We start from the raw sequence: 25,610 nt of genomic DNA, 5'->3' as shown, positions 1-25,610 counted from the left end.
CCTTACAGCGCCGATGGTACTGCAGGGGGGACCCTGTGGGAGAGTAGGACGCCGCCGAACAATCTTTGGAAGGACCCCTGGTCACCAGCGTTCAGCTGGGACCAGGGGTCCTTTGTGTTTTTCCGAAGCGCACCGGGCAGCCGGCTGCGCAAGAATTGACTTGCGGTACCGAAGACAGGAGTCACCGATGTCCACCAACTCTCCCGACGACCGACCGGAGCGCGACCAGCGGCGACGGGACAGTGGTGACCGGGGTGACCGGAGCGGTCGCCGCGGGGACCGCGGCGGCTTCCGTCGCGACAACGACCGTGGCGGCTACGGCCGTCGTGACGGCGATCGTGGTGGTGACCGTGGCGGCTTCCGCCGCGACGACAACCGCGGGGGCGGATACGGGCGGCGTGACGACCGTGACCGAGGGCCGCGCCGTGACGACCGTGGAGACCGTCCTTCCTTCCGCCGTGACGACCGCGGCGACCGGGGTGACCGTCCTTCCTTCCGCCGTGACGACCGCGGCGACCGGGGTGACCGTCCTTCCTTCCGCCGTGACGACCGCGGCGAGCGCGGCGAGCGGGGCGGCTACCCCCGGCGTGACGACCGCCGGGGCGACGAGCGCGGGCAGCGCGGTGGGTTCCGCCGCGATGACAGGCGTGACGACCGCCGTGACGACCGCCGCGATGACAGGCGTGACGACCGCCGTGACGACCGGCGTGACGGTGACCGCGGGTACGGGCGGCGTGACGACCGTGACCGTGGACCGCGTCGTGACGATCGCGACCGTGGGTTCCGGCGTGACGACCGGGGCGACCGTCCCTCCTTCCGCCGTGACGACCGCGGTGACCGCGGTGACCGCGGCGGGTTCCGCCGTGACGACAGCCGCGGTGAGCGCGTCGAGCGGGGCGGCTACCCCCGGCGTGACGACCGCCGCACCGACGAGCGCGGCGGCTACGGCCGCCGCGACGACCGCCGTGACGACCGTGGCGACCGCGGTGGCTTCCGTGGGCGTGACGACCGCGGGGGGCGTGGCCCCCGGCGCGACGACCGCGGCGGGCGTCCCGGCGGGTTCCGCGGGCGTGACGACCGGCATGGTGGCGGCCGCTTCCGCGAGGAGCGGGACCGGGATCGCGAGCCGATCAAGCGGCTGCCGATCCCCGAGGACGTCACCGGCGAAGAGATCGACAAGGACGTACGGCAGGAGCTGCAGAGCCTGCCGAAGACGCTCGCGGACGACGTCGCCAGGAACCTGGTGATGGTCGCCCGGCTCCTCGACGAGGACCCCGAGGCGGCGTACGGCTACTCCAAGGTGGCGCTGCGGCTGGCGTCGCGCGTCGCCGCCGTGCGCGAGGCCGGCGGGTTCGCCGCGTACGCCAACCAGAAGTACGGCGAGGCCCTCGCGGAGTTCCGGGCGGCCCGGCGGATGACCGGCACCGTGGACCTGTGGCCCGTCATGGCCGACTGCGAGCGCGGGCTCGGGCGTCCGGAGAAGGCGCTGGACATGGCCGGGGCCCCCGAGGTGCAGAAGCTGGACAAGGCCGGGCAGGTCGAGATGCGGCTGGTGGCGGCCGGCGCCCGGCGTGACATGGGGCAGCTGGACGCGGCCATCGTGACCCTGCAGAGCCCCGAGCTGGCCTCCAACTCCGTACAGCCCTGGACCGCCCGGCTGCGGTACGCCTATGCGGACGCGCTGCTGGCCGCCGGGCGGGAGCGGGAGGCGCGGGAGTGGTTCGCGAAGGCTGTGGAGTCCGACCGGGACGGCAGCACCGACGCCTCCGACCGGCTCGCCGAGCTGGACGGTGTGGAGTTCACGGACGCCCTCGACGAGAGCGAGGGCGACGGCGAGAACGGCGAGGTGAACCCCTCCGCCGAGGACGGCGGCCGGGACTGACGCCGACGGCATGACGAAGGGGCGGGACCGCGCGGTCCCGCCCCTTCGTCATGTTCTCGTACCGCCTCACAGGTCCAGTGCGCGCAGCACCAGACCCGACGCCGGCTTCGGTCCGAACGACGTCGACTTGCGGGGCATCGTGACGCCCTGCCGGGCCAGGTCGCGGACGACGTCCTCGCGGACCGGGTGCAACAGGACGGCCGTGCCGCCGTCGCGTTCCGCCTTCTCGACCGTGGCGGCGGTGTCGTGGATGTAGGAGATGTGCGCGGCGGAGTCGTCGGGAACGCGCCAGACGTGGGCCAGGAGCGTGGCGTGCAGGACCGTCGCGTCGAGCGTGCGCCACGCCTGCGGGCGGTCGGTGGGGACCGTGCGGGCCAGTAGTGCCGGGTCCGGCCGGTCGACGAGGTGGAAGGCGCCGTCGCCGGCGAGCAGGAAGGCGTTGCCCTCCCCGGCCGCGGCCGCGAGGGCGTCCATGGCCTCGGCCAAGGGCGCCCCGAGGCGGCGGACGCGGAAGCGGCCCTCCAGGGCGGTCAGAGCGTCGCTCACCGGCAGGCCGTGCAGGAGGCGGTGGATGGCGCGGACGCGGAGCGGGTAGCGGGCCGTGTCGACCAGGAGGACGAGGCCGTAGTCCCAGGGGCTGGGGGAGGGGTGTTCGGCGCGTAGCGTGCGGTACGTGGCCCAGCGGTGGTGGCCGTCGGCGATGAGCGCCTGGTGCTGTTCCAGTTCGGACCGGACGGCGGCCATGTCGCCGGGATCGGTGACCGACCACAGGCGGTGGCGGAAGCCGTCCTCCGTGGTCGTCGACAGCAGCGGTGGCAGGCCGGCGGCGCGTTCCACGACGGTGGTCGTGGCGGCCGTGTCGCCGTTGCCGCGGTAGGTCAGCAGCAGGGGTTCGAGGTTCGCCGAGGTGGCCCGCATGAGGGCGGCACGGTCGGCGACGACGTGCGGCATGACGTCCTCGTGCGGCAGGACGACCCGGTCGGCGGGGTCCGACACGCGCAGGGCGCCGATGATGCCGCGTTGCAGCAGGCCGTCGCCGTCGCTCTGCTCGTAGACGTACAGGCAGGGTTCGGGGTCGGCGGTCAGGACGCCCTCGGACAGCCAGCGCCGCAGCGTGCGGGCGGCCTGCTCGTTGCGGGCCTCCGGCGTGGCGGCCTGGGGGAGGATCAGGCGGACGATGTTGTACGGGTCGGCGGATTCGAGGTGGAGCAGGCCGTCGGGGCGGACGACGACGTCGTACGGCGGGGATGTCACGGCGGCAAGGCTGCCGACCCGGTGGGGGTCGTATCGGAGGCCTCGGAACGGGGTGAGTTCCAGGCCCCGGCGCGCCGTTGCTTCCGGGTGACCTGCAGTGTCCATCCCGGCATCGTACGTGTGTCAGTGGCATGGGGGATGATCGGGGAAAGGCGTCGAACGAGGAGCGATGTGCAATGAGCCGGAGCGTCAGGACGAGGCCCGAGGGCAGTGGGCGGGGACTGAGCGAGGCGTACGACACGGCGCTGCTCGATCTGGACGGCGTGGTCTACGCCGGGGGGAACGCGATCGTCCACGCGGTCGAGTCGCTGGCCACGGCCCGCGCGGGCGGCATGCGGCTCGCGTACGTCACGAACAACGCGCTCCGTACGCCCGACGCGGTGGCGGCGCACCTGACCGAGCTGGGCATACCGACGGTTGCGGACGACGTCATCACGTCGGCGCAGGCGGTGGCCCGGCTGATCGCCGAGCAGGTGCCGGCGGGCGCCCGGGTCCTGGTGGTCGGCGGTGAGGGGCTGCGGGTGGCGCTGCGCGAGCGCGGCCTGGAACCGGTGGAGTCGGCGGACGACGATCCGGCGGCGGTGGCGCAGGGGTACGGCGGGCCCGAGCTGCCGTGGGGCCGGTTCGCGGAGGCGTGCTACGCCATCGCGCGCGGCGTGCCGTGGTACGCCTCCAACACCGACCTGACGATCCCGAGCGCGCGCGGGATCGCTCCGGGCAACGGCGCGGCGGTGCAGGTCGTGCGGACGGCCACCGGGGCGGAGCCGCAGGTCGCGGGGAAGCCGCTGCCTCCGATGCACCGGGAGACGATCCTGCGGACCGGGGCCCGGCGGCCCCTGGTGGTGGGGGACCGGCTGGACACGGACATCGAGGGCGCGTTCAACGGGGAGGTCGACTCGCTGCTCGTCCTGACCGGTGTCACCGACGCGGCGCAGTTGCTGGCCGCGCCGCCGCAGCACCGGCCGACGTACGTCGACGCCGATCTGCGCGGGCTGCTCGCCGGGCAGGCCGAGGTCACCGGGGACGAGGACGGTGGGTTCCGCTGCGGTGGCTGGACGGCGACGGCCGGCCGTGAGCGGCTGGAGTTGGAGGGCGACGGCGAGGCCCTGGACGGGCTGCGGGCGCTGTGCGCGGCGGCCTGGACGGCGGCCGGGGAGGGCAGGTGCGAGCTGGACCCGGGGAAGACGCTGGCGCGACTGGGGTTGTGAGGCACCGTCGCGGGGAAGGAGCCCGCCGCGGGGCCGGCCTGCCGGGCCGCGTCCTGGGGATCGTGATCGGTTGGCAGGGTAGGCTAACCTAACTGCGTGTTGGTCGACAGTCCCCCCGAACAGCGCGCGGAGACCGCCCCCGCGCCCCCGAAACGCCGGGCGATACGTGCCGTTGGGTTGCTCGTCTCCGTGGCGGTCCTGGTGGTCGTCGCGTTGGCGAGCATCGCGATCGGTGCGAAGGACCTGGCCCTGGACCAGGTCTGGCACGGTCTGTTCCACGACTCGGGCACCTTCGGCGACGTCGTCGTCGGCGAGCGCCTGTCGAGGACGGTGCTCGGTCTGCTCGCCGGTGCCGCGCTCGGACTGTCCGGGGCCGTGCTGCAGGCGCTCACCCGGAACCCGCTGGCCGACCCCGGCCTGCTCGGCATCAACGCCGGGGCCTCCGCGGCGGTCGTCACGGCCATCACCTTCCTCGGCGTCACTTCCCTGACCGGCTATGTGTGGTTCGCCTTCCTCGGTGCGGCGGCGGTCGGTGCGCTGGTGTGGTTCCTGGGCGGCAGCCGGGGCGCCACGCCGGTGCGGCTGGCGCTGGCCGGCACGGCGATCAGCGCCGCGCTCTTCGGCTACCTCCAGGCCGTGATGATCATGGATGACGCGGCGCTGGGCAGGATGCGCTTCTGGACGGTCGGTTCGCTGTCCTCGGCGACCGACGAGATCATCTGGGAGGTGCTGCCGTTCTTCGTGGTGGGCTCGGTCCTCGCCCTGGCGCTCGCCCGGCCGCTCAACGCCATGGAGATGGGCGACGACACGGCCAAGGCGCTCGGCGCCAACCTGAACCGCACGCGCGCGCTGTCCATGCTCGCCGCGACCGTGCTGTGCGGGGCCGCGACCGCCGCCTGCGGCCCCATCGTGTTCGTGGGCCTGATGGTCCCGCACGTCGTGCGCTCCTTCACCGGGCCCGACCTGCGCTGGATCCTGCCGTACGCGGCGATCCTGTCGCCCGTGCTGCTGCTCGGCGCGGACGTCCTCGGCAGGATCGTCGCCCGGCCCGCGGAGCTCCAGGTCGGCATCGTCACCGCGGTCCTGGGCGGCCCGGTCTTCATCTACCTCGTACGACGGCGGAGGACGGCTCAGCTGTGAAGACCAACCGTGCTGTGCGGAGCCCGGGAGGGCTCTCGGTCCGCCTCGACGTGCGGACCCTCGTCGTGGTCGTTCTGCTGCTGGTCGCCGCGCTCGCCGCGAGCGTCGTGCTGATCGGCACCGGCGACTTCGAGATCCCGGCCGCCGATGTGCTCAGGACCCTGTTCGGCGAGGGCAACGCCAGCCAGGAGTTCATCGTCAACGAACTGCGGCTGCCGCGGGTCCTGGTGGGGCTCCTGGTCGGCGCCTCGCTCGGACTGGGCGGTGCGCTGTTCCAGGCCATCTCCCGCAATCCGCTGGGCAGTCCGGACGTGCTGGGTCTCGGGCAGGGCGCGACGGCCGGTGCGCTCACGATGATCGTGCTGTTCTCCGGGGGCGCGACGCAGGTGACCCTCGGGGCGCTGATGGGCGGCCTGGTGACCGGACTCGGCATCTACCTGCTCGCCTGGAAGCAGGGCGTGCACGGCTACCGACTGGTTCTGGTCGGCATCGGCATGTCCGCGATCGTCACGGCGATCAACGGCTATCTGCTCACCCGGGCCGACATCGTCGACGCCGCCCGCGCGGTCGTGTGGATGACCGGATCCCTCGACGGGCGTGACTGGAACCAGGTCTGGCCGCTGCTCGCGCTGTGCGCCGTGCTGGTGCCGCTCGTCCTCGCCAACGGCCGGGGGCTGCGGATGATGGAGATGGGCGACGACATCTCCTACGCCCTCGGAGTGCGCGTCGAGCGGGTACGGATGCTGCTGCTGGTGGCCGCCGTGCTGCTCACCGCCGCCGCCACCGCCGCGGCGGGACCGGTCAGCTTCGTCGCGCTCACCGCGCCGCAGCTCGCCCGCCGCCTGACCCGCTCGCCCGGACCCAACCTGCTGCCGTCCCTGTGCATGGGCGCCGCCCTCCTGGTCACCGCGGACTGGATCTCCCAGCGGGCCTTCGGCGCCGACCAGCTGCCCGTGGGCGTGGTCACCGGTGTCCTCGGCGGCGTCTACCTGCTGTGGCTCCTCGTCACCGAGCGCAAGGCGGGCCGGATATGAGCGCCGGCGCCGGCACCCGCAGCGGGCTGAACAACCAAAGGAGCATCGTGAACCGCCTGTCCGCCGAGAACGTCACCCTCGCCTACGACCAGCGCGTCATCGCGGAGAAGCTGTCGGTGGAGATACCCGACAACTCCTTCACCGTGATCGTCGGCCCGAACGCGTGCGGCAAGTCCACCCTGCTGCGGGCCCTGTCGCGGATGCTCAAGCCCAGCCAGGGCCGGGTGCTCCTCGACGGCGAGGTCATCCAGTCGATGCCCGCCAAGCAGGTCGCCCGGACCCTCGGCCTGCTGCCGCAGTCGTCGATCGCTCCCGACGGCATCACCGTCGCCGACCTGGTCGGCCGCGGCCGCTACCCGCACCAGGGCCTGCTGCGCCAGTGGTCGACCGAGGACGAGCGGGTCGTCCAGGAGTCGATGGCCCAGACGGGCGTCGCCGAACTCGCCGACCGCTACGTCGACGAGCTCTCCGGCGGTCAGCGGCAGCGCGTGTGGATCGCCATGGCGCTCGCCCAGCAGACCCCGCTGCTGCTCCTCGACGAGCCGACGACGTACCTGGACATCCAGCACCAGATCGACGTCCTCGACCTGTGCGCCGAGCTGCACGAGGAGCAGGGCCGCACCCTCGTGGCCGTCCTGCACGACCTCAACCACGCCGCCCGGTACGCCACCCACCTCATCGCCCTGCGCGGCGGGGAGGTCATCGCCGAGGGCGCGCCGAACGACATCGTCACGTCCGAGCTGGTCGAGGAGGTCTTCGGGCTGCGCTGCCAGGTGATCGACGACCCGGAGACGGGTACGCCGCTGGTGGTGCCTGCCGCGCGCAAGGCCCGCGGGCGCGGCGCCGCCGAGCCCGAGAAGGTGGCCGCGGAAGCCTCCTGAGCCGGACGCCGGACGCCGGTGGTCCGGACCGGCCGTACGGCAGCCGTCCGGGCCGGAGGCCACGGCGCGCTCTCCCGGGGCCGGACGCCTGCGCGGCGGTGGTTCGGGGCGGGCGTGCGGCAGCCGTACGCGCCGGACGGCGCAGCGGCTCTCCGGGGCCGGACGCTACAGCAGCTTTCTGAGCCGGAACAGGTCGCGCAGGCCGGCCTCCAGCCGCACCCGGCCCGAGCCCCAGGCCCTGGCGAAGTTCAGCTCGCCGTCGACCAGGGCCACCAGGTCGTCGCCGGTCATGGCCAGCCGGATCTCGGCCTTCTCGCGCGGGGGCCCGTCAAGGGTCTCGCGCACGTCGATACGGCCGTCCGCCATGCGTCCGGCGAAGGTGACGTCCAGGTCGGTGATGTGGCAGCTCACCGAACGGTTCAGTTCGGCGGCCGCCCGGACGTCGCCTTCGGCGTCCTGCATGTTGTCCGAGAGCTTCTCGAGTGCGGCGCGGCACTCCTCAGTCGTCGCCATCGCGACCGACCGTATCGCAGCGGTTCGGGTAGCGTCGGGGCATGAGCGACGCAGTTCCGCAGCCCGTGGCGCGGGAGGCCGGGGCGGAGGCGCAGCCGGCGCACGATCCCGCCGCCCCCGCCCCGCTGCACGTGCCCCGCACCCCCACCGGCAACGCCGAGGTGGACGCCCGGCTGGCCCGGCTGGCCGACGCCGACCACCTGGCCACGGACGGGCACGTCGAGGTGTACGAGGATGTACACAGGGGGCTGCGCGACGCGCTCACCGCGCTCGACGCCCGCCCGGGACCTCCGGCGCCCCCCGCCTGAGAAGCACAAGGGAGCTGAACCGAACGTGGCAGGAGTCGCACGCCGCCGTCTCGACGCGGAGCTGGTCCGCCGGAAGCTCGCGCGCTCACGCGAGCACGCCAGCCAGCTGATCGCCGCCGGGCGGGTCACCGTCGGCAAGACCGTCGCGACCAAGCCCGCCACGCAGGTGGAGACCGCCGCGGCCATCGTCGTCAGCCAGGACGACAGCGACCCCGACTACGTCTCGCGCGGCGGCCACAAGCTGGCCGGCGCCCTGGCGGCGTTCGTACCGCAGGGCCTGGTCGTCGAGGGACGCCGGGCGCTGGACGCCGGTGCCTCCACCGGGGGGTTCACCGACGTACTGCTGCGGGCGGGCGCCGCGCACGTCGTCGCGGTGGACGTCGGATACGGACAACTCGCCTGGTCCCTGCAGCAGGATGAACGCGTCACCGTCAAGGACCGTACGAACGTACGCGAGTTGACGCTCGAAGCGATCGATGGGGAGCCCGTGGACCTGGTCGTGGGGGATCTGTCCTTCATCCCGCTCGGACTGGTGCTGCCCGCCCTGGTGCGGTGCACGCGGCCGGACGCCGACCTGGTGATGATGGTGAAGCCGCAGTTCGAGGTGGGCAAGGAGCGGCTGGGCAGCGGGGGAGTGGTACGCAGTGCGCAGCTGCGGGCCGAGGCCGTGCGGGGCGTCGCCCGCAGGGCATGGGAGCTCGGGCTCGGCGTGAAGGGGGTCACCGCCAGTCCGCTGCCCGGTCCCTCCGGCAACGTGGAGTACTTTCTGTGGCTGCGGGCCGGGGCCGGCGAACTGGACCCGGCGGACGTTGACCGTGCAGTGGCGGAGGGGCCGCGTTGACACAGAACCGAGCTCGTACTGTTTTCCTGCTCGCCCACACCGGGCGCCCGGCGGCCGTGCGCAGCGCCGAGCTCGTGGTCAAGGGGCTGCTGCGCGCCGGGCTCGGCGTCCGCGTCCTGGCGGCCGAGGCACGGGACCTGCCGTTGCCGGACGAGGTGGAGCTGGTGGGCGAGGCCACTCCGCAGTGCCTCGACGGGTGCGAGCTGCTGATCGTGCTGGGCGGCGACGGGACGCTGCTGCGGGGCGCGGAGTTCGCCCGGGCCTCCGGAGTGCCGATGCTCGGCGTCAACCTGGGCAGGGTCGGTTTCCTCGCGGAGGCCGAGCGGGACGACCTCGACAAGGTCGTCGACCGGGTGGTGAGCCGGGCGTACGAGGTCGAGGAACGGATGACCATCGACGTCACCGTGCACCGCAACGGCGACATCGTGCACACCGACTGGGCGCTGAACGAGGCGGCGGTGCAGAAGGTGTCCGCCGAGCGGATGCTGGAGGTCGTGCTGGCCATCGACGGGCGGCCGGTGACCGGGTTCGGATGCGACGGGATCGTGCTGTCGACGCCGACCGGGTCGACGGCGTACGCCTTCTCCGCCGGGGGACCGGTGGTGTGGCCGGAGGTCGAGGCACTGCTGATGGTGCCGATCTCGGCGCACGCGCTCTTCGCGAAGCCGTTGGTGACCTCGCCGGATTCCGTGCTCGCGGTGGAGGTGCTGCCTCATGTGCCGCCGGGTGTGCTGTGGTGCGACGGGCGGCGGACCGTCGAGCTGCCGCCGGGGGCGCGGGTGGAGGTGCGGCGGGGGGCCGTGCCGGTGCGGCTGGCCCGGCTGCACCATGCTTCTTTCACGGATCGGCTGGTGGCCAAGTTCGCGTTGCCGGTCTCGGGGTGGCGGGGAGCGCCGCACTAGCGGTATCGAAGGGGTGGTTCCTCGGCGCCGGCGGGTGCGGGTGTGCTGTGGCTGGTCGCGCCCACGTGGCGGTGCCGCATATCGACACGGCCCCGCGCCCCTGACGGTGCGCTTCCACTCGGCCGGGTGACAAGGGCGGGCCGGTCGCACTCCCCGGCCCGGACCTCGTAAGGTCGTGTCCGTGTTGGAGGAGATGCGGATACGGTCGCTCGGAGTCATCGACGACGCCGTCGTGGAGCTGTCGCCCGGGTTCACCGCCGTCACCGGTGAGACGGGCGCGGGCAAGACCATGGTGGTCACCAGCCTGGGACTGCTGCTCGGCGGGCGCGCGGACCCGGCGCTGGTGCGGATCGGTGCCAAGAACGCGGTCGTCGAGGGGCGGATCTCCGTGCCCGCGGACGCCGCGGCCGTCGTACGGGCCGAGGAGGCCGGGGCCGAGCTCGACGACGGGGCCCTGCTGATCAGCCGTACCGTGTCCGCCGAGGGCAGGTCGCGGGCGCATCTGGGCGGGCGGTCCGTGCCCGTGGGGATGCTCGCCGAGCTGGCCGACGAGCTGGTGGCCGTGCACGGGCAGACCGACCAGCAGGGGCTGCTCAAGCTGACCCGGCAGCGGCAGGCGCTCGACCGGTACGCGGGCGACGCGGTCGCCGTGCCGCTCGCCAAGTACGCCGGGGCCTACCGGCGGCTGCGGGCCGTCGCCACGGAGCTGGAGGAGATCACCACGCGCGCGCGGGAACGCGCGCAGGAGGCCGACATGCTCCGCTACGGCCTCGACGAGATCGCGGCGGTCGAGCCGCGCGCCGGCGAGGACGTGGAGCTGGCCGAGGAGGCGGAGCGGCTGGGCCACGCCGAGGCGCTGGCGTCCGCCGCCACGGCCGCGCACGCCGCGCTGGCGGGCGACCCGGAGGACCCCGAGGGCGTGGACGCGGCGACGCTCGTCGCCGGCGCCCAGCGCGCCCTGGACGCCGTACGGTCGCACGATCCGGCGCTGGCGGGCCTGGCCGACCGGATCGGCGAGGTCGGGATCCTGCTGCGCGACGTGGCCGGCGAGCTCGCGGGATACGCCGACGACCTGGACGCCGACCCGCTGCGGCTGGCGGCGGTCGAGGAGCGGCGGGCCGCGATCACGGGGCTGACCCGCAAGTACGGCGAGGACGTCGCCGCCGTGCTGGCCTGGGCCGAACAGAGCGCCGCCCGGCTGACCGAGCTGGAGGGCGACGACGAGCGGATCGCCGAGCTGACCGCCGAGCGGGACGCGCTCAGGACGGAGCTGGGCGGACTGGCGCAGGCGCTCACGGACGCGCGGACGGAGGCCGCCGAGCGGTTCGCCGCCGCGGTGACCGCCGAGCTGGCCTCGCTCGCCATGCCTCACGCGCGCGTGTCGTTCGCGATCCGGCAGACCGAGGATCCCGAGGGCGTGGAGGTCGGCGGGCGGACGGTCGCGTACGGGCCGTCGGGCGCCGACGAGGTCGAGCTGCTGCTCGCCCCGCATCCGGGCGCGCCGCCGCGGCCCATCGCCAAGGGTGCCTCCGGTGGTGAGCTGTCGCGCGTGATGCTGGCCGTGGAGGTCGTGTTCGCGGGCACGGACCCGGTGCCGACGTACCTCTTCGACGAGGTCGACGCCGGTGTGGGCGGCAAGGCGGCGGTGGAGATCGGGCGGCGCCTGGCGCGGCTCGCGAAGACCGCGCAGGTCGTCGTCGTCACCCACCTGCCGCAGGTGGCCGCCTTCGCCGACCGGCAGCTGCTGGTGGAGAAGACGAACGACGGGTCGGTGACCCGGTCCGGAGTCAAGGTGCTGGAGGGCGAGGACCGGATCAGGGAGCTGTCCCGGATGCTCGCCGGACAGGAGGACTCGGAGACGGCCCGGGCACACGCCGAGGAACTGCTCGCGACGGCCCGGGCGGACGCGTAGAGGGGCGGCCGGCGGGCCCGTAGGGTGACGGGATGATCAAGAGTGCCCGCCGGACCGGCTCCTCCCTCGCCCTCGCCGCCGCCCTGACCCGCGCCGGCCTGACCGCGCTGCGCGCACAGGCGCCGGGCGGGCCGGAATTCTGGGAGCGGAAGAACCACGCCGGGCGGGCCGTCGGCCTGCACGCCGGGCCCGCCTCCGCCGTGGCGGCCGCGGTGGGCGCCGCGCGGGTGCGGCCCGCCGCCGGGCTCGCCGTGCTCGCCGCCGGAGCGTGCGGGGCCTACGACGACGTGGTGGGGGCCGGCGATCCGAGGCGGGGCTTCCGGGCGCATCTGTCGGCGCTGCGCGGCGGCGAGGTGACCAGCGGGGCCGTGAAGCTGCTCGGGATCTCCGCGGCCGGACTCGTGGCCGGCGCCGCGCTCAAGGAACGGCCCCTGGACAAGGTGCTCGCCGGAGTCGTGATCGCCGGCGCCGCGCACTTCGTCAACCTCGTCGACGTACGCCCCGGACGGGCCGCCGCCACGGTGCTCGCGCTGGGGGCACCGGGTCTGCTGCGGGTGGGCCCGGGCGCGGAGGCGGCCGCCACCGCGATGGGAGCCGCCGCGGCCGTGCTGCCCGGCGACCTCGCCGAGCGCACGATGCTCGGCGACACGGGGGCGCACGCGCTCGGAGCGGCCCTGGGCGTCGCCGTGGTGGCGGGCAACGGCAGGACGGGGCTGGTGGCGCACGCCGCCGCACTCGTGGCCGCGGCGGTGTACGGGGAGAAGGTGAGCGAGTCGGCACGTTCACTCGTGTGAGTGATTGGCGCCGTCTCGTTGTCCCGGAGGTCACGCGCTCGTGGCGTCCGTCGTTCCCGGAACACCCGTACGTCCTGGCATCCTTGACGGAGTAACGCGCAGGAAACCGTGCGGTGTATGTCCACCGTCCCGACCTTCGCTACGTTCTTCGTGACCGCCCACGCCGAACCAGGAGCCCCGGCCACGTGACCCCCGTGAGCACCCACTCACCGCACGGCCAGTCGTCGCTGCGCACCGTGCAGGTGCTCGGCGGCGGCAACGCGGGCAGCAGCGCGCACGTGCGCTCCCTGGCCGCGGGGCTCGTCGCCCGGGGCGTGAAGGTCACGGTGTGCGCCCCCGTCGAGGCCGAGCGCACCTACGATTTCACGGGCACCGGAGCCCATCATGTGCACGTGCCGCGCAGCAGCGACCCCGGCTCGCTGGCCGTGCTGCGGGCCGCCTGCGCGGACGCCGACCTCGTGCACGCGCACGGGCTGCACGCCTCCTTCCGCACCGCGCTCGCCCTCGGCGGGCGCCGCACCCCGCTCGTCGTCACCTGGCACGACCGGGTCCATGCCGACGGGGCGCGCGCCCATCTGCTGCGGCTGCTGGAGCGGAGGGTGATGCGGGCGGCCACCGTCGTGCTCGGCGCCACCTCGGAACTGGTCGACCGGGCGAGGCGGACGGGCGCGCGGGACGCCAGGCTGGCCGCCGTCGCTCTCCCCGGCCACCCCCGCCGGCCGGTCGCACCGGAGGACCCCGACCGGCTGCGGCCCAAGGCCCGGGCCGAACTCGGCGCCATCGGACGCCCGTTGCTGATCGCGGTCGGTTCCCTGGAGCGGCATCGCGGGTACGACGTGCTGCTCGACGCCGCGCGGGTGTGGCGCAGCCTCGACCCCGTGCCGCTGGTCGTCGTCGCCGGGGAGGGGTCGATGCGCGCCGAACTCCAGCGGCGGATCGAGGACGAGGGACTGCCGGTGGTGCTCGCCGGGCGCCGCGACGACGTCACCGAACTGCTCGCGGCGGCCGACCTGGCGCTGCTGCCGAGCCGCCGGGAGTCGCGCTCGGTCCTCGCCCAGGAGGCCCTCCACGCGCGCGTGCCCCTCGTCGCGAGCGATGTGGGCGGCATCCCCGAACTCGTGGGCGATGCCGCCGAACTCGTTCCGCACGGGGACGCCGAGGCGCTCGCCGACGCCGTCGTCCGCCTGCTCGACGACCCCGAGCGGCGGGAACTGCTCAAGGACAGGGGCGTACGGCAGGCGGCCACCTGGCCGACCGAGGACGAGACGGTCGCCCAAGTGCTCTGTGTTTACGACGAGTTGACGCAGCCCGGACTGCTCGGTTAGCCCGTGTGCCTGCGTGCGCGCAGCGCCAGGCTCAACGCCAGCACGGTCTGCGGGTCGTCGAGGTCCGTGCCGAGCAACTCGCCGATGCGGGCGAGGCGGTTGTAAAGCGTCTGGCGGTTGAGGTGCAGTTCGCGTGCCGTCTCCGCCTTGCGGCCCGCGTGCGCCAGGTACGTCTCCAGGGTCGGCAGCAGTGGCGGCCTGGACCGGTTGTCGTGGTCCCGGAGCGGACCGATCGCACGGTCGACGAACGCCGCCAGGTCCGGGTGGTCGCGCAGCCGCCACAGCAGCAGGTCGATGTCCAGGCGCCGGGCGTCGTACCACGGCCGGTCGGTGAGCCCCTGGGCCGCGGTGGCCGTCTCCGCGGCGTGCCTGAGGCCCGCCGACGCCGCCGCCCAGCCGCCGGCCACCCCGACGACCACGACGGGCGGCTGGGCCCCCGGCCGCTGCATCCCGGCCCGTTCCACCCCCGCCCGCAGCGCCGCCGCGACCCGGTCCGCGACCGCGGCCCGCTCCGACTCCGAGCGCAGGCCGAGCAGGAGCGGCACCCGCCCTTCCACCGGCCGTACGCCCAGCAGGACCGGAACGCCGACCGCGGCCAGCTCCTCCGCGACCGCGCGCGCCAGCACCGCCCAGCCGCCGCCGGCGGCGGGGGAGAGGCTGTCACCCAGCCGCATCACCACCGGCAGCAGCGGGCTCGCGCCCGGCTTGAAGCCCAGGACGCGGGCCTGCGCCGGGGCGTCCTCCGCCGTGATCCGGCCCTCGGCGAGGTCGGTGAGGAAGTCGCCGCGGCCGCGCGCCGCCAGCTCCTCCTCCTGCCGTGCCTGCATCAGCACCACGGCGAGGATGCCGGCGGCCCGCTCCGCCGCCATCCGGTGCACCGGCGCCAGCGGTGAGCGCACGGGGAGCATGACCAGGCGCGCGCGTACCGAGCCGGTGCCGGGGCCGCCGCCGGGCACGTCCACCAGGACCGAGCCCGCCGGGGGCGGCGCGTCCTTGTGCGGGCCGCGCAGTCCCTCCCAGACCTGGAGCGGGTCGGCGCCCTCGGGTCCGGGCCCGGCGGCGTACAGGAGGCGTCCGTCGGCGGTCTCCAGGAAGACCGGGTTGTCGCCGAAGTCGGCCAGGATCCCCAGCACCTGCGGGACCCCGCCGCCGCCCAGCAGGGCCTGGGTGCAGCGGCGGTGCACCTCCTCGGCCCGCTGGAGGAGCGCGTAGTGGCCGTTGACGATCTCGGTGTGGATCTCCTCGGTGACGGTCACGAACGGCACCTCGCGGTGCAGCTGGACCAGCGGCAGCCCGGCCGCGCGGGCGGTGTCGACGAGGGCGGCGGGCAGCCGGGCGAAGCGGGGGCCCAGTTCCACGACGAGGGCCGCAATGCCGCGCTCGGCCAGTGTGCGGACGAACACGCGCTGCTCGGCGGGCCGGGTGCCGAGGCCGTAGCCGGTGGTCAGCAGGAGTTCGCCGCCCTTGAGGAGGGAGGCGATGTTGGGGACCTCGCCCGCGTGCACCCAGCGCACGGTGCGGTGCAGGCGGTCGGCGCCGGCGAGGATCTCGGGCAGGCCGCTGCGGAGGCCGGGGAGCTCGAGGGCGCGCTGCACGGTGATCCCCGTGGGCTGGGGGGCGCTGGGGGTGTCCATGGAGCGGACGGTACCTCGGGGTGTGCGCCGGGCGTCATGGTGGCCGTCGGTTTGCTGTGCGCGCGGCGTCACGGTGGCCGTCGGGTGGGTCGCGTGGCCCGGCGCTGCCGGGGTGCCGCTGCGCCCACCCGTGCCGCCCCAGCGGCACGACTGCCCGCAGCTACGGCGAGCTACGGCGTCTGCCCGCAGCTACGGCGAGCTACGGCGTCTGCCCGCAGCTACGGCGAGCTGTGGCGGCTGGCCGTAGCTGCGGTGGTGGGTGTTGTGGGCGTCGGGTGCGTCAGCCCGCGTACGCGCCGCTCGCCGTCAGGCGCAGGGCCGTGTCGATCAGGGGGACGTGGCTGAAGGCCTGCGGGAAGTTGCCGACCTGGCGTTGCAGGCGCGGGTCCCACTCCTCCGCCAGCAGGCCCAGGTCGTTGCGCAGGGACAGCAGCTTCTCGAAGAGCTTCCTCGCCTCGTCCACCCGGCCGATCATCGCCAGGTCGTCGGCCATCCAGAACGAGCAGGCCAGGAAGGCGCCCTCGTCGCCGGGCAGGCCGTCGACGCCCGCGTGCCGGCCCTCGGTGGGGTAGCGCAGGATGAAGCCGTCCGGCGTGGACAGCTCCCGCTGGATCGCCTCGATCGTGCCGATGACCCGCTTGTCGTCCGGGGGCAGGAAGCCCATCTGCGGGATCAGCAGCAGCGAGGCGTCCAGCTCCTGGGAGCCGTAGGACTGCGTGAAGGTGTTGCGCTCCTTGTCGTAGCCCTTCTCGCACACGTCCCGGTGGATGTCGTCGCGCAGCTGCTTCCAGCGCTCCAGCGGGCCGTCGGCGTCACCGGACTCGATCAGCTTGATGGTGCGGTCGACGGCGACCCAGGCCATCACCTTGGAGTGCACGAAGTGGCGGCGCGGCCCGCGCACCTCCCAGATGCCCTCGTCCGGCTCCTGCCAGTGGTCCTCCAGGTAGCGGATCAGCTTCAGCTGGAGCAGGGAGGCGTAGTCGCTGCGTGCCAGGCCGGTCATGTGGCCGAGGTGCAGGGCCTCGGTGACCTCGCCGTACACGTCCAGCTGGAGCTGGTGCGCGGCGCCGTTGCCGACCCGCACCGGGGCGGAGTTCTCGTAGCCGGGCAGCCAGTCCAGCTCCGCCTCGCCCAGCTCGCGCTCGCCCGCGATGCCGTACATGATCTGCAGGTTCTCCGGGTCGCCGGCGACCGCCCGCAGCAGCCACTCGCGCCAGGCGCGGGCCTCCTCGCGGTAGCCGGTGCGCAGCAGCGAGGACAGGGTGATCGCCGCGTCCCGCAGCCAGGTGTAGCGGTAGTCCCAGTTGCGCACGCCGCCGATCTCCTCAGGCAGGGAGGTGGTGGGCGCGGCGACGATTCCGCCGGTCGGGGCGTACGTCAGGGCCTTCAGCGTGATCAGGGAGCGGACCACGGCCTCGCGGTAGGGACCGTGGTACGTGCAGTGCTCCACCCACTCCCGCCAGAAGTCCTCCGTCGCCTCCAGCGACTGCTCCGGCTCCGGCAGCGGCGGCGGCTCCTTGTGCGAGGGCTCCCAGGAGATGGTGAACGCGATCCGGTCACCCGGTGCGACCGTGAAGTCCGCGTACGTGGTGAGCGCCTTGCCGTAGGTCTCGGCCTCCGTGTCGAACCACACGGAGTCGGGGCCCGCGACGGCCACCGTGCGTCCCTCGTGCCGGTGCACCCACGGGACCACCCGGCCGTAGCTGAACCGCATCCGCAGCTCCGAGCGCATCGGCACCCGGCCGGAGAGGCCCTCCACGATCCGGATGAGCTGGGGTGCCCCGTCGCGCGGGGGCATGAAATCGGTCACTCGGACCGTGCCGCGCGGGGTGTCCCACTCCGACTCCAGGATCAGCGAGTCGCCGCGGTAGTTCCGCCGGTGGGCGGAGGGAGGCTTCTCGCCGGGGGCGTACGCGGGACCGAGCCGCCAGAATCCGTGCTCCTCGGTGCCCAGCAGGCCGGCGAAGATGGCGTGCGAGTCGAAGCGGGGCAGGCACAGCCAGTCGACCGTGCCGTCCCGGCAGACCAGGGCAGCGGTCTGCATGTCTCCGATGAGTGCGTAGTCTTCGATGCGCCCGGCCACGTGCAACTCCAGTCGAACGGCCACGTCACCCCGCGTGGGGGCGGTCGCTAGTGCGGTCAAGGGGTGGTTGTGATGCGTCGTTGAGCGATGAAGCAAAGCAGTCACCCTGTTGTGACGCCAAACGACAATTCTTGCTCAACGAACTGACGAGCTCTTGTTGTTCCGGTGCAGACGGGCGAGGGGTGGTGCCGTGTCGCCGGGCCGGCTCGGCAGTGAATGTCCGAGCAGGATACGACGCACACAGATGATCTGTGTGCCGCTCCGGGCAACGCGGGTCCGCCGGACGAGTGAGCACCGGGTGAGAAAACAGTAAGCGGTGCACGTGCGTGTCGGCGCGTGCGCGGAGCGTGGCCGGGAGCCATCACCTTCCGGCGCTGATACGCTGGTAGCCCGTGGACCGGTGGGAGACAAACCCCGGAACCGCAGCGACGGCGCCGCCGACAAAAACCCGGGACGACCGGGCCGGACGGCCGCGCCGCACCCCAGACCGCGACCACGGGAGCCCCCTCTTGGCCATGCCGCCCAAATCCACGACGACCAAGCACATCTTCGTCACCGGGGGTGTCGCCTCCTCGCTCGGCAAGGGGCTGACCGCCTCCAGCCTGGGCATGCTGCTCAAGGCCCGGGGCCTGCGCGTGGTGATGCAGAAGCTCGACCCGTACCTGAACGTCGACCCGGGCACGATGAACCCCTTCCAGCACGGTGAGGTGTTCGTCACCAACGACGGCGCCGAGACCGACCTGGACATCGGCCACTACGAGCGTTTCCTCGACCGCGACCTGGACGGCTCGGCCAACGTCACCACCGGCCAGGTGTACTCCACGGTGATCGCCAAGGAGCGGCGCGGCGAGTACCTGGGCGACACGGTCCAGGTCATCCCGCACATCACCAACGAGATCAAGCACCGCATCCGCCGCATGGCGACGGACGAGGTGGACGTCGTGATCACCGAGGTCGGCGGCACGGTCGGCGACATCGAGTCGCTGCCGTTCCTGGAGACCGTCCGCCAGGTCCGGCACGAGGTCGGCCGCGACAACGTCTTCGTGGTGCACATCTCCCTCCTTCCCTACATCGGCCCCTCCGGCGAGCTCAAGACCAAGCCGACCCAGCACTCGGTCGCCGCCCTGCGCAACATCGGCATCCAGCCGGACGCGATCGTGCTGCGCTGCGACCGCGAGGTGCCGACCGCGATCAAGCGCAAGATCTCGCTGATGTGCGACGTCGACGAGGCCGCCGTCGTGGCCTGCCCCGACGCCCGGTCGATCTACGACATCCCGAAGGTCGTCCACACCGAGGGCCTGGACGCCTACGTCGTCCGCAAGCTGGACCTGCCGTTCCGTGACGTGGACTGGACGACCTGGGACGACCTGCTCGACCGCGTCCACAACCCCGAGCACGAGGTCACCCTCGCCCTGGTCGGCAAGTACATCGACCTGCCCGACGCCTACCTGTCGGTCACCGAGGCGCTGCGCGCGGGCGGCTTCGCCAACCGGGCCCGCGTGAAGATCAAGTGGGTCACGTCGGACGACTGCAAGACCCCGGCCGGCGCCAAGGCGCAGCTCGGCGACGTCGACGCCATCTGCATCCCGGGCGGCTTCGGCGACCGCGGTGTGCTCGGCAAGGTCGGCGCGATCAAGTACGCCCGCGAGAACAAGGTCCCGCTGCTGGGCCTGTGCCTGGGCCTGCAGTGCATCGTGATCGAGGCCGCGCGCAACCTGGCCGGCATCACGGACGCCAACTCCACCGAGTTCGACCCGGCCACCGGCCACCCGGTGATCTCCACCATGGCCGAGCAGCTGGACATCGTCGCCGGCGAGGGCGACATGGGTGGCACGATGAGGCTCGGCATGTACCCGGCCAAGCTGGCCGAGGGCTCCATCGTGCGCGAGGTCTACGACGGCAAGGAGTACATCGAGGAGCGGCACCGCCACCGCTACGAGGTGAACAACGCCTACCGCGCGGAGCTGGAGAAGAAGGCCGGCATCGTCTTCTCGGGCACCTCTCCGGACGGCAAGCTCGTGGAGTACGTCGAGTACCCGCGTGACGTCCACCCCTACCTGGTCGCCACCCAGGCGCACCCGGAGCTGCGCTCGCGCCCCACCCGCCCGCACCCGCTGTTCGCCGGGCTGGTCAAGGCCGCGGTCGAGCGGAAGACGTCGAAGTAGCACACCAGTTGTACGGTGGCCGGGGCGCGCCCATTCAGCGGGGCGTGCCCCGGCTTTTCGCGCACGTCTGGAAGGACAGGGCATGACGATCAAGGACACCCCCGAGGAGTGGGAGATCCGGGCGACGAGCACCCCGTTCCGGGGCAACAAGACCTCCGTCCGCACCGACGACGTGGTCATGCCCGACGGCTCGGTGGTGACCCGCGACTACCAGGTCCACCCCGGCTCCGTGGCCGTCCTCGCCCTCGACGACGCCGGCCGGGTCCTGGTCATCCGCCAGTACCGCCACCCGGTGCGCGAGAAGCTGTGGGAGATCCCGGCCGGCCTGCTCGACGTGCCCGGCGAGAACCCGCTGCACGCCGCCCAGCGCGAGCTGTACGAGGAGGCGCACGTCAAGGCCGAGGACTGGCGGGTGCTGACCGACGTCTACACCACCCCCGGCGGCTGCGACGAGGCCGTACGGATCTTCCTCGCCCGGAACCTGTCCGAGGCGGAGGGCGAGCGCTTCAAGGTCGAGCACGAAGAGGCCGACATGGAGCTGGAGCGGGTGCCGGTCGAGGACCTGGTCCGCGGAGTCCTCGCGGGCGAGCTGCACAACAACTGCCTCGTCGTCGGCGTGCTCTCGCTGGTCGCCGCACAGCACGGCGACGGCCTCGACGCGCTGCGGCCCGCCGAGGCGCCGTGGCCGGCACGGCCCTTCGAGGCGTGAGCCCACTCGGGTCATTTCCGGTGTGACCATCGGTTGATCCGATCGAGCGACGTGACCGCCGTGCTCCGCCCGGGACGTAGCAGAGCGTGAACTAGGCTCGGGAAACGCCCGGACCGGAGTACCGGCGGGCGCCGGCGTGCGGTGGGATCGGGAGTGTGGCCCGTGACGGAACAGGCGGTGGACACGGACGGCGTGCGGCTGTCGGACGACGCGCTCGATGAGGGTCGTTTCCTCGGCCGCACCCGGGAGCTGAAGGAGCTGCGCGCCGACATCGAGCGCGCCGGGCTGGACACCCTCTCCGGCCGCAAGGCCCCCCGCGCGCGCGTGCTGCTCATCGCCGGCCGGCCCGGCTCGGGCCGGACCGCACTCGCCGAGGAACTCGTCTCTCAGGTCGCCGACCGCTACCCGGACGGCGTACTGCGCGCCCGGCTGAGCGAGCCGGACGGCACGCGCGTGCCCGTCGCCGACCTCGCCCGGGAACTGCTCACCGAGCTGGAGCGGACCGTTCCGCCCGGAGCCCGCGAGGACGACCTCACCCAGGAGCTGCGCACCGCCCTCGCCGACCGCCGGTCACTGCTCCTGCTCGACGACGCCGTCGACGCCGAGCAGGTCGACGCCCTGCTCCCGGACAGCCCGGACTGCCTGGTCGTCGCCGTCGCCGAGGGCCCGCTGACCGGTATCGCGGACGTCCGCCCGTGCACCCTCGGGGGCATGGACACCAAGTCGGCCGTACGGCTGCTGTCCCGGCACGCCGGCTCGGTCCGCATCACCGTCGACCCCCGCGCCGCCGAGCAGCTGGTCGAGGCCTGCCAGGCCCAGCCCGCCGCGCTGACCCTGGCCGGCGGCTGGCTGGCCGCCCGCCCCAAGGCGGCCGTCGCCGACCTCGCCCGGCAGCTGCACGGCGACGGTGACGCGGCGGGACCCCTCGGCCGCGTCTTCCGGCTCGCCTACGCGTCCCTGCCCGGCCCGGCCGCCCGGACGCTGCGGCTGCTCTCCCTCGCCCCGGCCGGCCTGGTCGACCCGCACACCGCCTCCGCGCTCGCCGGCTGCTCCGTGGAGGGCGCCCGCACCACCCTGGACGGCTTCGTCGCCCTCGGCATGCTGCGCGCGGTCGGCTCGCCGCTGCCGCAGTACGAGGTGCCGGGCTGTCTGCACCCCCTGCTGGAGGCGCTCGCCGAGGCGCACGACCGGCCCGCCGAACTGCAGCTCGCCCGCGCGCGCATGCTGGAGCGGACCGTGCGGCTGCTGCAGTCCTGCCGGGCGATCACCGAGACCGACAGCCCGCAGGCCCGCGAGAAGCTCCTCGGCATGCCGCGCGCCCTGCGCTTCCCCACCCCCCGGGCCGCCGCCGACTGGCTGCGCATCCGCCGCCCCGCCCTGCTGGCCGCGGCCCGCCTCGCGGTCGCCGACGGGGAGCTGGACACCCTCGCCCGGCGGCTGATGTCCCAGCTCGTGCGGGCCATGGTGGCGCACTTCGGCACCCATGCGGCGGCTGCCGACCTGTACGGGATCCACCGGCTCGTCCTCGACGTGGCCGAGCGCCGCGAGCTGCCCCGCGAGAAGGCCGCGGCCCTGCTGAACCTGGGCGACCTGGACGCCCGCACGGGCCGTACGGCCGAGGCGCTGGTGCGCTACCGGGCCGCGCTGGACGCCGGACGCGAAGCAAATGACCCGTACGCGACCGGCCGCGCGATGGAATCCGTAGGCGGCGCCCATCTGGAGCTGGGCGACTACGACCGGGCCGCCGACTGGTTCGGCCGCGCCCTCGTCCAGCGGCTCGCCCGGGACGAGCGCGCCGACGCCGCCCGGATCTACGGCCGGATCGCCACCGCCCACACCTACGCCGGCCGCTACGGCGAGGCGGTGCGGGGCTGGCGCGCCGCGATTGCCGGGTACCGCAGGACCGGCGATGCGACCGCACACGCACGGGCGTTGAGCGAGCTGGCCCGGGTCCAGGAGTACGCCGGACGGCCCGAGGAGTCGCTGCGCACCTGCGAGGAGGCGGTCGAGCAGGCCCGCCGGGCCGATGACGTACGGCTGCAGGCGGCGCTGCACCTGCGCCTCGCCGACACGCTGGACCACCTCGGCGATCCCGCGGCGGCCGGGCTGCACCGGGCCGCAGCAGAGCGATTGTTGGGGGAGGACCCCGTTAACACCTGCGAAATCCGCAGCACACCCGCTGAAGATTGATGCTTTGAAAGGCTAGACAGCGGGAACACCTTCATTAGACTGGCTCTGCCGCACCTTCTCCTGCGGTCTCTCCCGGTGTGCCCACGCACGTACGGGTATGTCTTGTAATAGCCCTATCCTCTGAGTCAAGGACCGTGATCGACGTGAAGGTCGGCATTCCCCGCGAGGTCAAGAACAACGAGTTCCGGGTGGCCATCACCCCCGCCGGCGTCCACGAGCTGGTGCGCAACGGTCACCAGGTCGTCGTGGAGCGCGACGCCGGTGTCGGCTCCTCGATCCCGAACGACGAGTACGTCGCCGCCGGTGCGCAGATACTCGACACCGCCGACGAGGTCTGGGCCGCCGCCGACCTGCTGCTGAAGGTCAAGGAGCCCATCGCGGAGGAGTACCACCGCCTCCGCAAGGACCAGACGCTCTTCACCTACCTGCACCTGGCCGCGTCCAAGGAGTGCACGGACGCCCTCCTGCAGTCCGGCACCACCGCGATCGCCTACGAGACGGTCGAGCTGCCGAACCGCGCGCTGCCCCTGCTCGCCCCGATGTCCGAGGTCGCGGGCCGGCTCGCCCCGCAGGTCGGCGCCTACCACCTGATGGCCGCCAACGGCGGCCGCGGTGTGCTGCCCGGCGGCGTCCCCGGTGTGCTGGCCGGCAAGGCCGTCGTCATCGGCGGCGGCGTCTCCGGCTGGAACGCCGCGCAGATCGCCATCGGCCTGGGCTTCCACGTGACCCTGCTCGACAAGGACATCAACAAGCTGAAGGAGGCCGACAAGATCTTCGGTACGAAGATCCAGACCGTCGTCTCCAACGCCTTCGAGCTGGAGAAGGCCTGCCTTGAGGCCGACCTCGTGATCGGCGCCGTCCTGATCCCGGGCGCCAAGGCCCCCAAGCTGGTCAGCAACGAGCTGGTGTCCCGGATGAAGCCGGGAAGTGTCCTTGTCGACATCGCGATCGACCAGGGCGGCTGCTTCGAGGACTCCCACCCGACCACGCACGCCGAGCCGACCTTCAAGGTCCACGAGTCGGTCTTCTACTGCGTCGCCAACATGCCCGGCGCGGTGCCCAACACCTCCACCTACGCGCTGACCAACGCGACCCTGCCGTACATCGTCGAGCTGGCCAACCGCGGCTGGGCCGACGCCCTGCGCCGCGACCCCGCGCTCGCCAAGGGTCTCAACACCCATGACGGCAAGGTGGTTTACAAGGAGGTCGCCGAGGCCCACGGCCTGGAGCACGTGGAGCTGTCCTCGCTGCTCGGCTGACCCGCCGCAGGCCGGTAAATCGGCTAAGTCATCAACCGGTAAAGGCGATACGTCAACAGACGCCGTCAACCCCGCACGCCCGGCCGGACCTTGCCCGACAAGGTCCGGCCGGATGTGTGTATGGTCACTTTGCGATTCTCGGTCAACTCGCCTCGAACGTAACGCTTCAACCGATTCGCGCACCGGTGAAACCTGCTGTGCGACGGCCGTACGCCCTTGACAGGGGGATGTTTCATTGCCGACACATCGGGCCGGGTCCGGCGGATTGTGTTGCTGCGGACCGCCGACACGCCATAGAGTCGCCAACCGTCGGCATGGTGCCACGCTGACCTGTCTAGAAGTTTCCTGGTCACCAAGGAGGTAAGACGACTTGTGAATGAGTCGACATTTACTCCCGGGGGTGGTCAACCAGGAATGCCTGCACGGGCCCACGGCCCCGGGCGTCTCGAGGCTGTCGGCTCCGTCGCGGTACGCACCTTCGCAGCCCACCAGAGTCCGCAGGCAACTCAGACAGCACACATGAGCATGGATGGCCAACACGTGAACGCCATGGCCGGCGACGGAAGTGGCGCGCCCCGCAACCACTTCGCCGACTACGACGAACTGCCCGAGGGGCACTTCTACGACCCGGACGCGGAGTACGAGCCCGATCCCGAGTACGCGGCCACGCTCGCGCCCGACGCGGCCCGTCAGCGCCGCGAGCGCATCGGCCCGACGGGACGCCCGCTGCCGTACTTCCCGATCCCGGGCCCGCTGACCGACCACGGCCCCGCCAAGATCATCGCGATGTGCAACCAGAAGGGCGGCGTCGGCAAGACGACGTCGACCATCAACCTGGGTGCCGCGCTCGCCGAGTACGGGCGCCGGGTGCTGCTCGTCGACTTCGACCCGCAGGGCGCGCTGTCCGTCGGTCTCGGCGTCAACCCGATGGAGCTCGACCTCACCGTCTACAACCTGCTCATGGAGCGGGGCATGGCGGCCGACGAGGTGCTGCTGAAGACCGCGGTCCCCAACATGGACCTGCTGCCCAGCAACATCGACCTGTCGGCGGCCGAGGTCCAGCTCGTCAGCGAGGTCGCCCGCGAGTCCACGCTCCAGCGCGCGCTGAAGCCGCTGATGGACGACTACGACTACATCGTGATCGACTGCCAGCCCTCGCTCGGCCTGCTCACGGTGAACGCCCTGACGGCCGCGCACAAGGTGATCGTGCCGCTGGAGTGCGAGTTCTTCGCGCTGCGCGGTGTGGCGCTGCTGACCGAGACCATCGAGAAGGTCCAGGAGCGGCTCAACCCCGACCTGGAGCTCGACGGCATCCTCGCCACGATGTACGACTCGCGCACGGTGCACAGCCGTGAGGTGCTCGCGCGTGTCGTCGAGGCGTTCGACGACCACGTCTACCACACGGTCATCGGGCGCACGGTCCGCTTCCCGGAGACCACGGTCGCCGGTGAGCCGATCACCACGTACGCCTCCAACTCCGTCGGTGCCGCCGCCTACCGCCAGCTCGCCAGGGAGGTGCTCGCCCGGTGTCACGCCGAGTGAGTCTGCCGGGGGCCGACGAACTCTTCCGTACGAC

At 72.9% G+C, this 25,610-nt stretch carries 21 protein-coding genes; 16 read left to right on the top strand and 5 right to left on the bottom strand.

Annotated elements, in window-relative coordinates:
* Nucleotides 1–181: 181 nt before the first annotated feature.
* Nucleotides 182–1,084 carry a hypothetical protein gene (locus H0H10_RS39810; RefSeq protein WP_223179735.1) on the bottom strand — a complete coding sequence of 301 codons (903 nt, stop codon included), beginning with the start codon at nucleotides 1,082–1,084 and terminating at the stop codon, nucleotides 182–184.
* A gap of 54 nt (nucleotides 1,085–1,138) precedes the next feature.
* On the opposite strand from H0H10_RS39810, the gene H0H10_RS39805 reads away from it, so the two are divergent.
* Nucleotides 1,139–1,882: a tetratricopeptide repeat protein gene (locus H0H10_RS39805; protein WP_223179734.1), complete on the top strand. Its 744-nt coding sequence runs from the start codon at nucleotides 1,139–1,141 to the stop codon at nucleotides 1,880–1,882.
* Nucleotides 1,883–1,948: 66 nt separating this feature from the next.
* Here H0H10_RS39805 and H0H10_RS11320 read toward each other — a convergent pair whose 3' ends face one another.
* The gene (locus H0H10_RS11320; protein ID WP_188180754.1) at nucleotides 1,949–3,241 is read right to left on the bottom strand and encodes a DUF1015 domain-containing protein; all 1,293 of its coding nucleotides are present in this window, start codon (nucleotides 3,239–3,241) and stop codon (nucleotides 1,949–1,951) included.
* Nucleotides 3,242–3,312: 71 nt separating this feature from the next.
* Between H0H10_RS11320 and H0H10_RS11315 the strand changes: the two genes are divergently transcribed.
* The 4 genes from H0H10_RS11315 to H0H10_RS11300 all read left to right on the top strand — a co-directional run bounded on the left by H0H10_RS11315 (nucleotide 3,313) and on the right by H0H10_RS11300 (nucleotide 7,399).
* Entirely contained in the window at nucleotides 3,313–4,344 is a 1,032-nt protein-coding gene (locus tag H0H10_RS11315) for an HAD hydrolase-like protein (RefSeq protein WP_188180753.1), read from the top strand.
* A 96-nt stretch (nucleotides 4,345–4,440) separates the two neighbouring features.
* A complete protein-coding gene (locus H0H10_RS11310; RefSeq protein ID WP_188180752.1) occupies nucleotides 4,441–5,484 on the top strand; it encodes a FecCD family ABC transporter permease in 1,044 nt (347 codons plus the stop codon).
* The gene (locus tag H0H10_RS11305) at nucleotides 5,481–6,518 is read left to right on the top strand and encodes a FecCD family ABC transporter permease (protein WP_188180751.1); all 1,038 of its coding nucleotides are present in this window, start codon (nucleotides 5,481–5,483) and stop codon (nucleotides 6,516–6,518) included. The genes H0H10_RS11310 and H0H10_RS11305 overlap by 4 nt, the downstream gene beginning before the upstream one ends.
* Nucleotides 6,515–7,399 (top strand): ABC transporter ATP-binding protein, encoded by an 885-nt coding sequence (locus tag H0H10_RS11300; RefSeq protein ID WP_188180750.1) that lies wholly within the window; start codon nucleotides 6,515–6,517, stop codon nucleotides 7,397–7,399. The genes H0H10_RS11305 and H0H10_RS11300 overlap by 4 nt, the downstream gene beginning before the upstream one ends.
* A gap of 165 nt (nucleotides 7,400–7,564) precedes the next feature.
* Here the strand turns inward: H0H10_RS11300 and H0H10_RS11295 are convergent, their stop codons facing one another.
* On the bottom strand, nucleotides 7,565–7,912 hold the full coding sequence (locus tag H0H10_RS11295; RefSeq protein ID WP_188180749.1) for an SCP2 sterol-binding domain-containing protein: 348 nt from the start codon (nucleotides 7,910–7,912) through the stop codon (nucleotides 7,565–7,567).
* Between the two features lie 41 nt (nucleotides 7,913–7,953).
* Here H0H10_RS11295 and H0H10_RS11290 point away from each other — a divergent pair, with 41 nt between their 5' ends.
* The 6 genes from H0H10_RS11290 (at nucleotide 7,954) to H0H10_RS11265 (ending at nucleotide 13,994) form a co-directional block, all read left to right on the top strand.
* A complete protein-coding gene (locus tag H0H10_RS11290) occupies nucleotides 7,954–8,220 on the top strand; it encodes a hypothetical protein (RefSeq protein WP_188180748.1) in 267 nt (88 codons plus the stop codon).
* A gap of 25 nt (nucleotides 8,221–8,245) precedes the next feature.
* Complete coding sequence (locus H0H10_RS11285) at nucleotides 8,246–9,061, top strand: hemolysin (protein ID WP_188180747.1); 816 nt, start codon at nucleotides 8,246–8,248, stop codon at nucleotides 9,059–9,061.
* Nucleotides 9,058–9,963 (top strand): NAD kinase, encoded by a 906-nt coding sequence (locus H0H10_RS11280; protein ID WP_188180746.1) that lies wholly within the window; start codon nucleotides 9,058–9,060, stop codon nucleotides 9,961–9,963. The genes H0H10_RS11285 and H0H10_RS11280 overlap by 4 nt, the downstream gene beginning before the upstream one ends.
* Before the next feature lie 193 nt (nucleotides 9,964–10,156).
* Nucleotides 10,157–11,875: a DNA repair protein RecN gene (gene recN, locus H0H10_RS11275; protein WP_188180763.1), complete on the top strand. Its 1,719-nt coding sequence runs from the start codon at nucleotides 10,157–10,159 to the stop codon at nucleotides 11,873–11,875.
* A 32-nt stretch (nucleotides 11,876–11,907) separates the two neighbouring features.
* Entirely contained in the window at nucleotides 11,908–12,669 is a 762-nt protein-coding gene (locus H0H10_RS11270) for a hypothetical protein (protein ID WP_188180745.1), read from the top strand.
* 185 nt (nucleotides 12,670–12,854) lie between these two features.
* Nucleotides 12,855–13,994, top strand: a complete 1,140-nt coding sequence (locus H0H10_RS11265) for a glycosyltransferase family 4 protein (RefSeq protein ID WP_188180744.1) — start codon at nucleotides 12,855–12,857, stop codon at nucleotides 13,992–13,994.
* On the opposite strand, the gene H0H10_RS11260 is transcribed toward H0H10_RS11265, so the two are convergent.
* The gene (locus H0H10_RS11260) at nucleotides 13,991–15,628 is read right to left on the bottom strand and encodes a PucR family transcriptional regulator (RefSeq protein WP_188180743.1); all 1,638 of its coding nucleotides are present in this window, start codon (nucleotides 15,626–15,628) and stop codon (nucleotides 13,991–13,993) included. The genes H0H10_RS11265 and H0H10_RS11260 overlap by 4 nt on opposite strands.
* A 280-nt stretch (nucleotides 15,629–15,908) precedes the next feature.
* Nucleotides 15,909–17,711 (bottom strand): glycoside hydrolase family 15 protein, encoded by a 1,803-nt coding sequence (locus H0H10_RS11255; RefSeq protein WP_188180762.1) that lies wholly within the window; start codon nucleotides 17,709–17,711, stop codon nucleotides 15,909–15,911.
* Nucleotides 17,712–18,226: 515 nt separating this feature from the next.
* On the opposite strand from H0H10_RS11255, the gene pyrG reads away from it, so the two are divergent.
* The 5 genes from pyrG (at nucleotide 18,227) to H0H10_RS11230 (ending at nucleotide 25,576) form a co-directional block, all read left to right on the top strand.
* Nucleotides 18,227–19,876: a CTP synthase gene (pyrG, locus tag H0H10_RS11250; RefSeq protein ID WP_188180742.1), complete on the top strand. Its 1,650-nt coding sequence runs from the start codon at nucleotides 18,227–18,229 to the stop codon at nucleotides 19,874–19,876.
* A gap of 82 nt (nucleotides 19,877–19,958) precedes the next feature.
* On the top strand, nucleotides 19,959–20,585 hold the full coding sequence (locus H0H10_RS11245) for an NUDIX domain-containing protein (RefSeq protein ID WP_188180741.1): 627 nt from the start codon (nucleotides 19,959–19,961) through the stop codon (nucleotides 20,583–20,585).
* A gap of 162 nt (nucleotides 20,586–20,747) precedes the next feature.
* Nucleotides 20,748–22,775 (top strand): tetratricopeptide repeat protein, encoded by a 2,028-nt coding sequence (locus H0H10_RS11240; protein ID WP_188180740.1) that lies wholly within the window; start codon nucleotides 20,748–20,750, stop codon nucleotides 22,773–22,775.
* A 143-nt stretch (nucleotides 22,776–22,918) separates the two neighbouring features.
* Complete coding sequence (gene ald / locus H0H10_RS11235; protein ID WP_188180761.1) at nucleotides 22,919–24,034, top strand: alanine dehydrogenase; 1,116 nt, start codon at nucleotides 22,919–22,921, stop codon at nucleotides 24,032–24,034.
* Between the two features lie 414 nt (nucleotides 24,035–24,448).
* Nucleotides 24,449–25,576 (top strand): ParA family protein, encoded by a 1,128-nt coding sequence (locus H0H10_RS11230; RefSeq protein WP_188180739.1) that lies wholly within the window; start codon nucleotides 24,449–24,451, stop codon nucleotides 25,574–25,576.
* The last annotated feature ends 34 nt before the right edge of the window (nucleotides 25,577–25,610 follow it).

Origin of the sequence: Streptomyces griseicoloratus (assembly GCF_014534645.1) — a bacterium.
Taxonomy (GTDB): Bacteria; Actinomycetota; Actinomycetes; order Streptomycetales; family Streptomycetaceae; genus Streptomyces; species Streptomyces griseicoloratus.
Note: the sequence above shows the minus strand (reverse complement) of the source record. Positions and strands in the feature narration are given on the sequence as shown.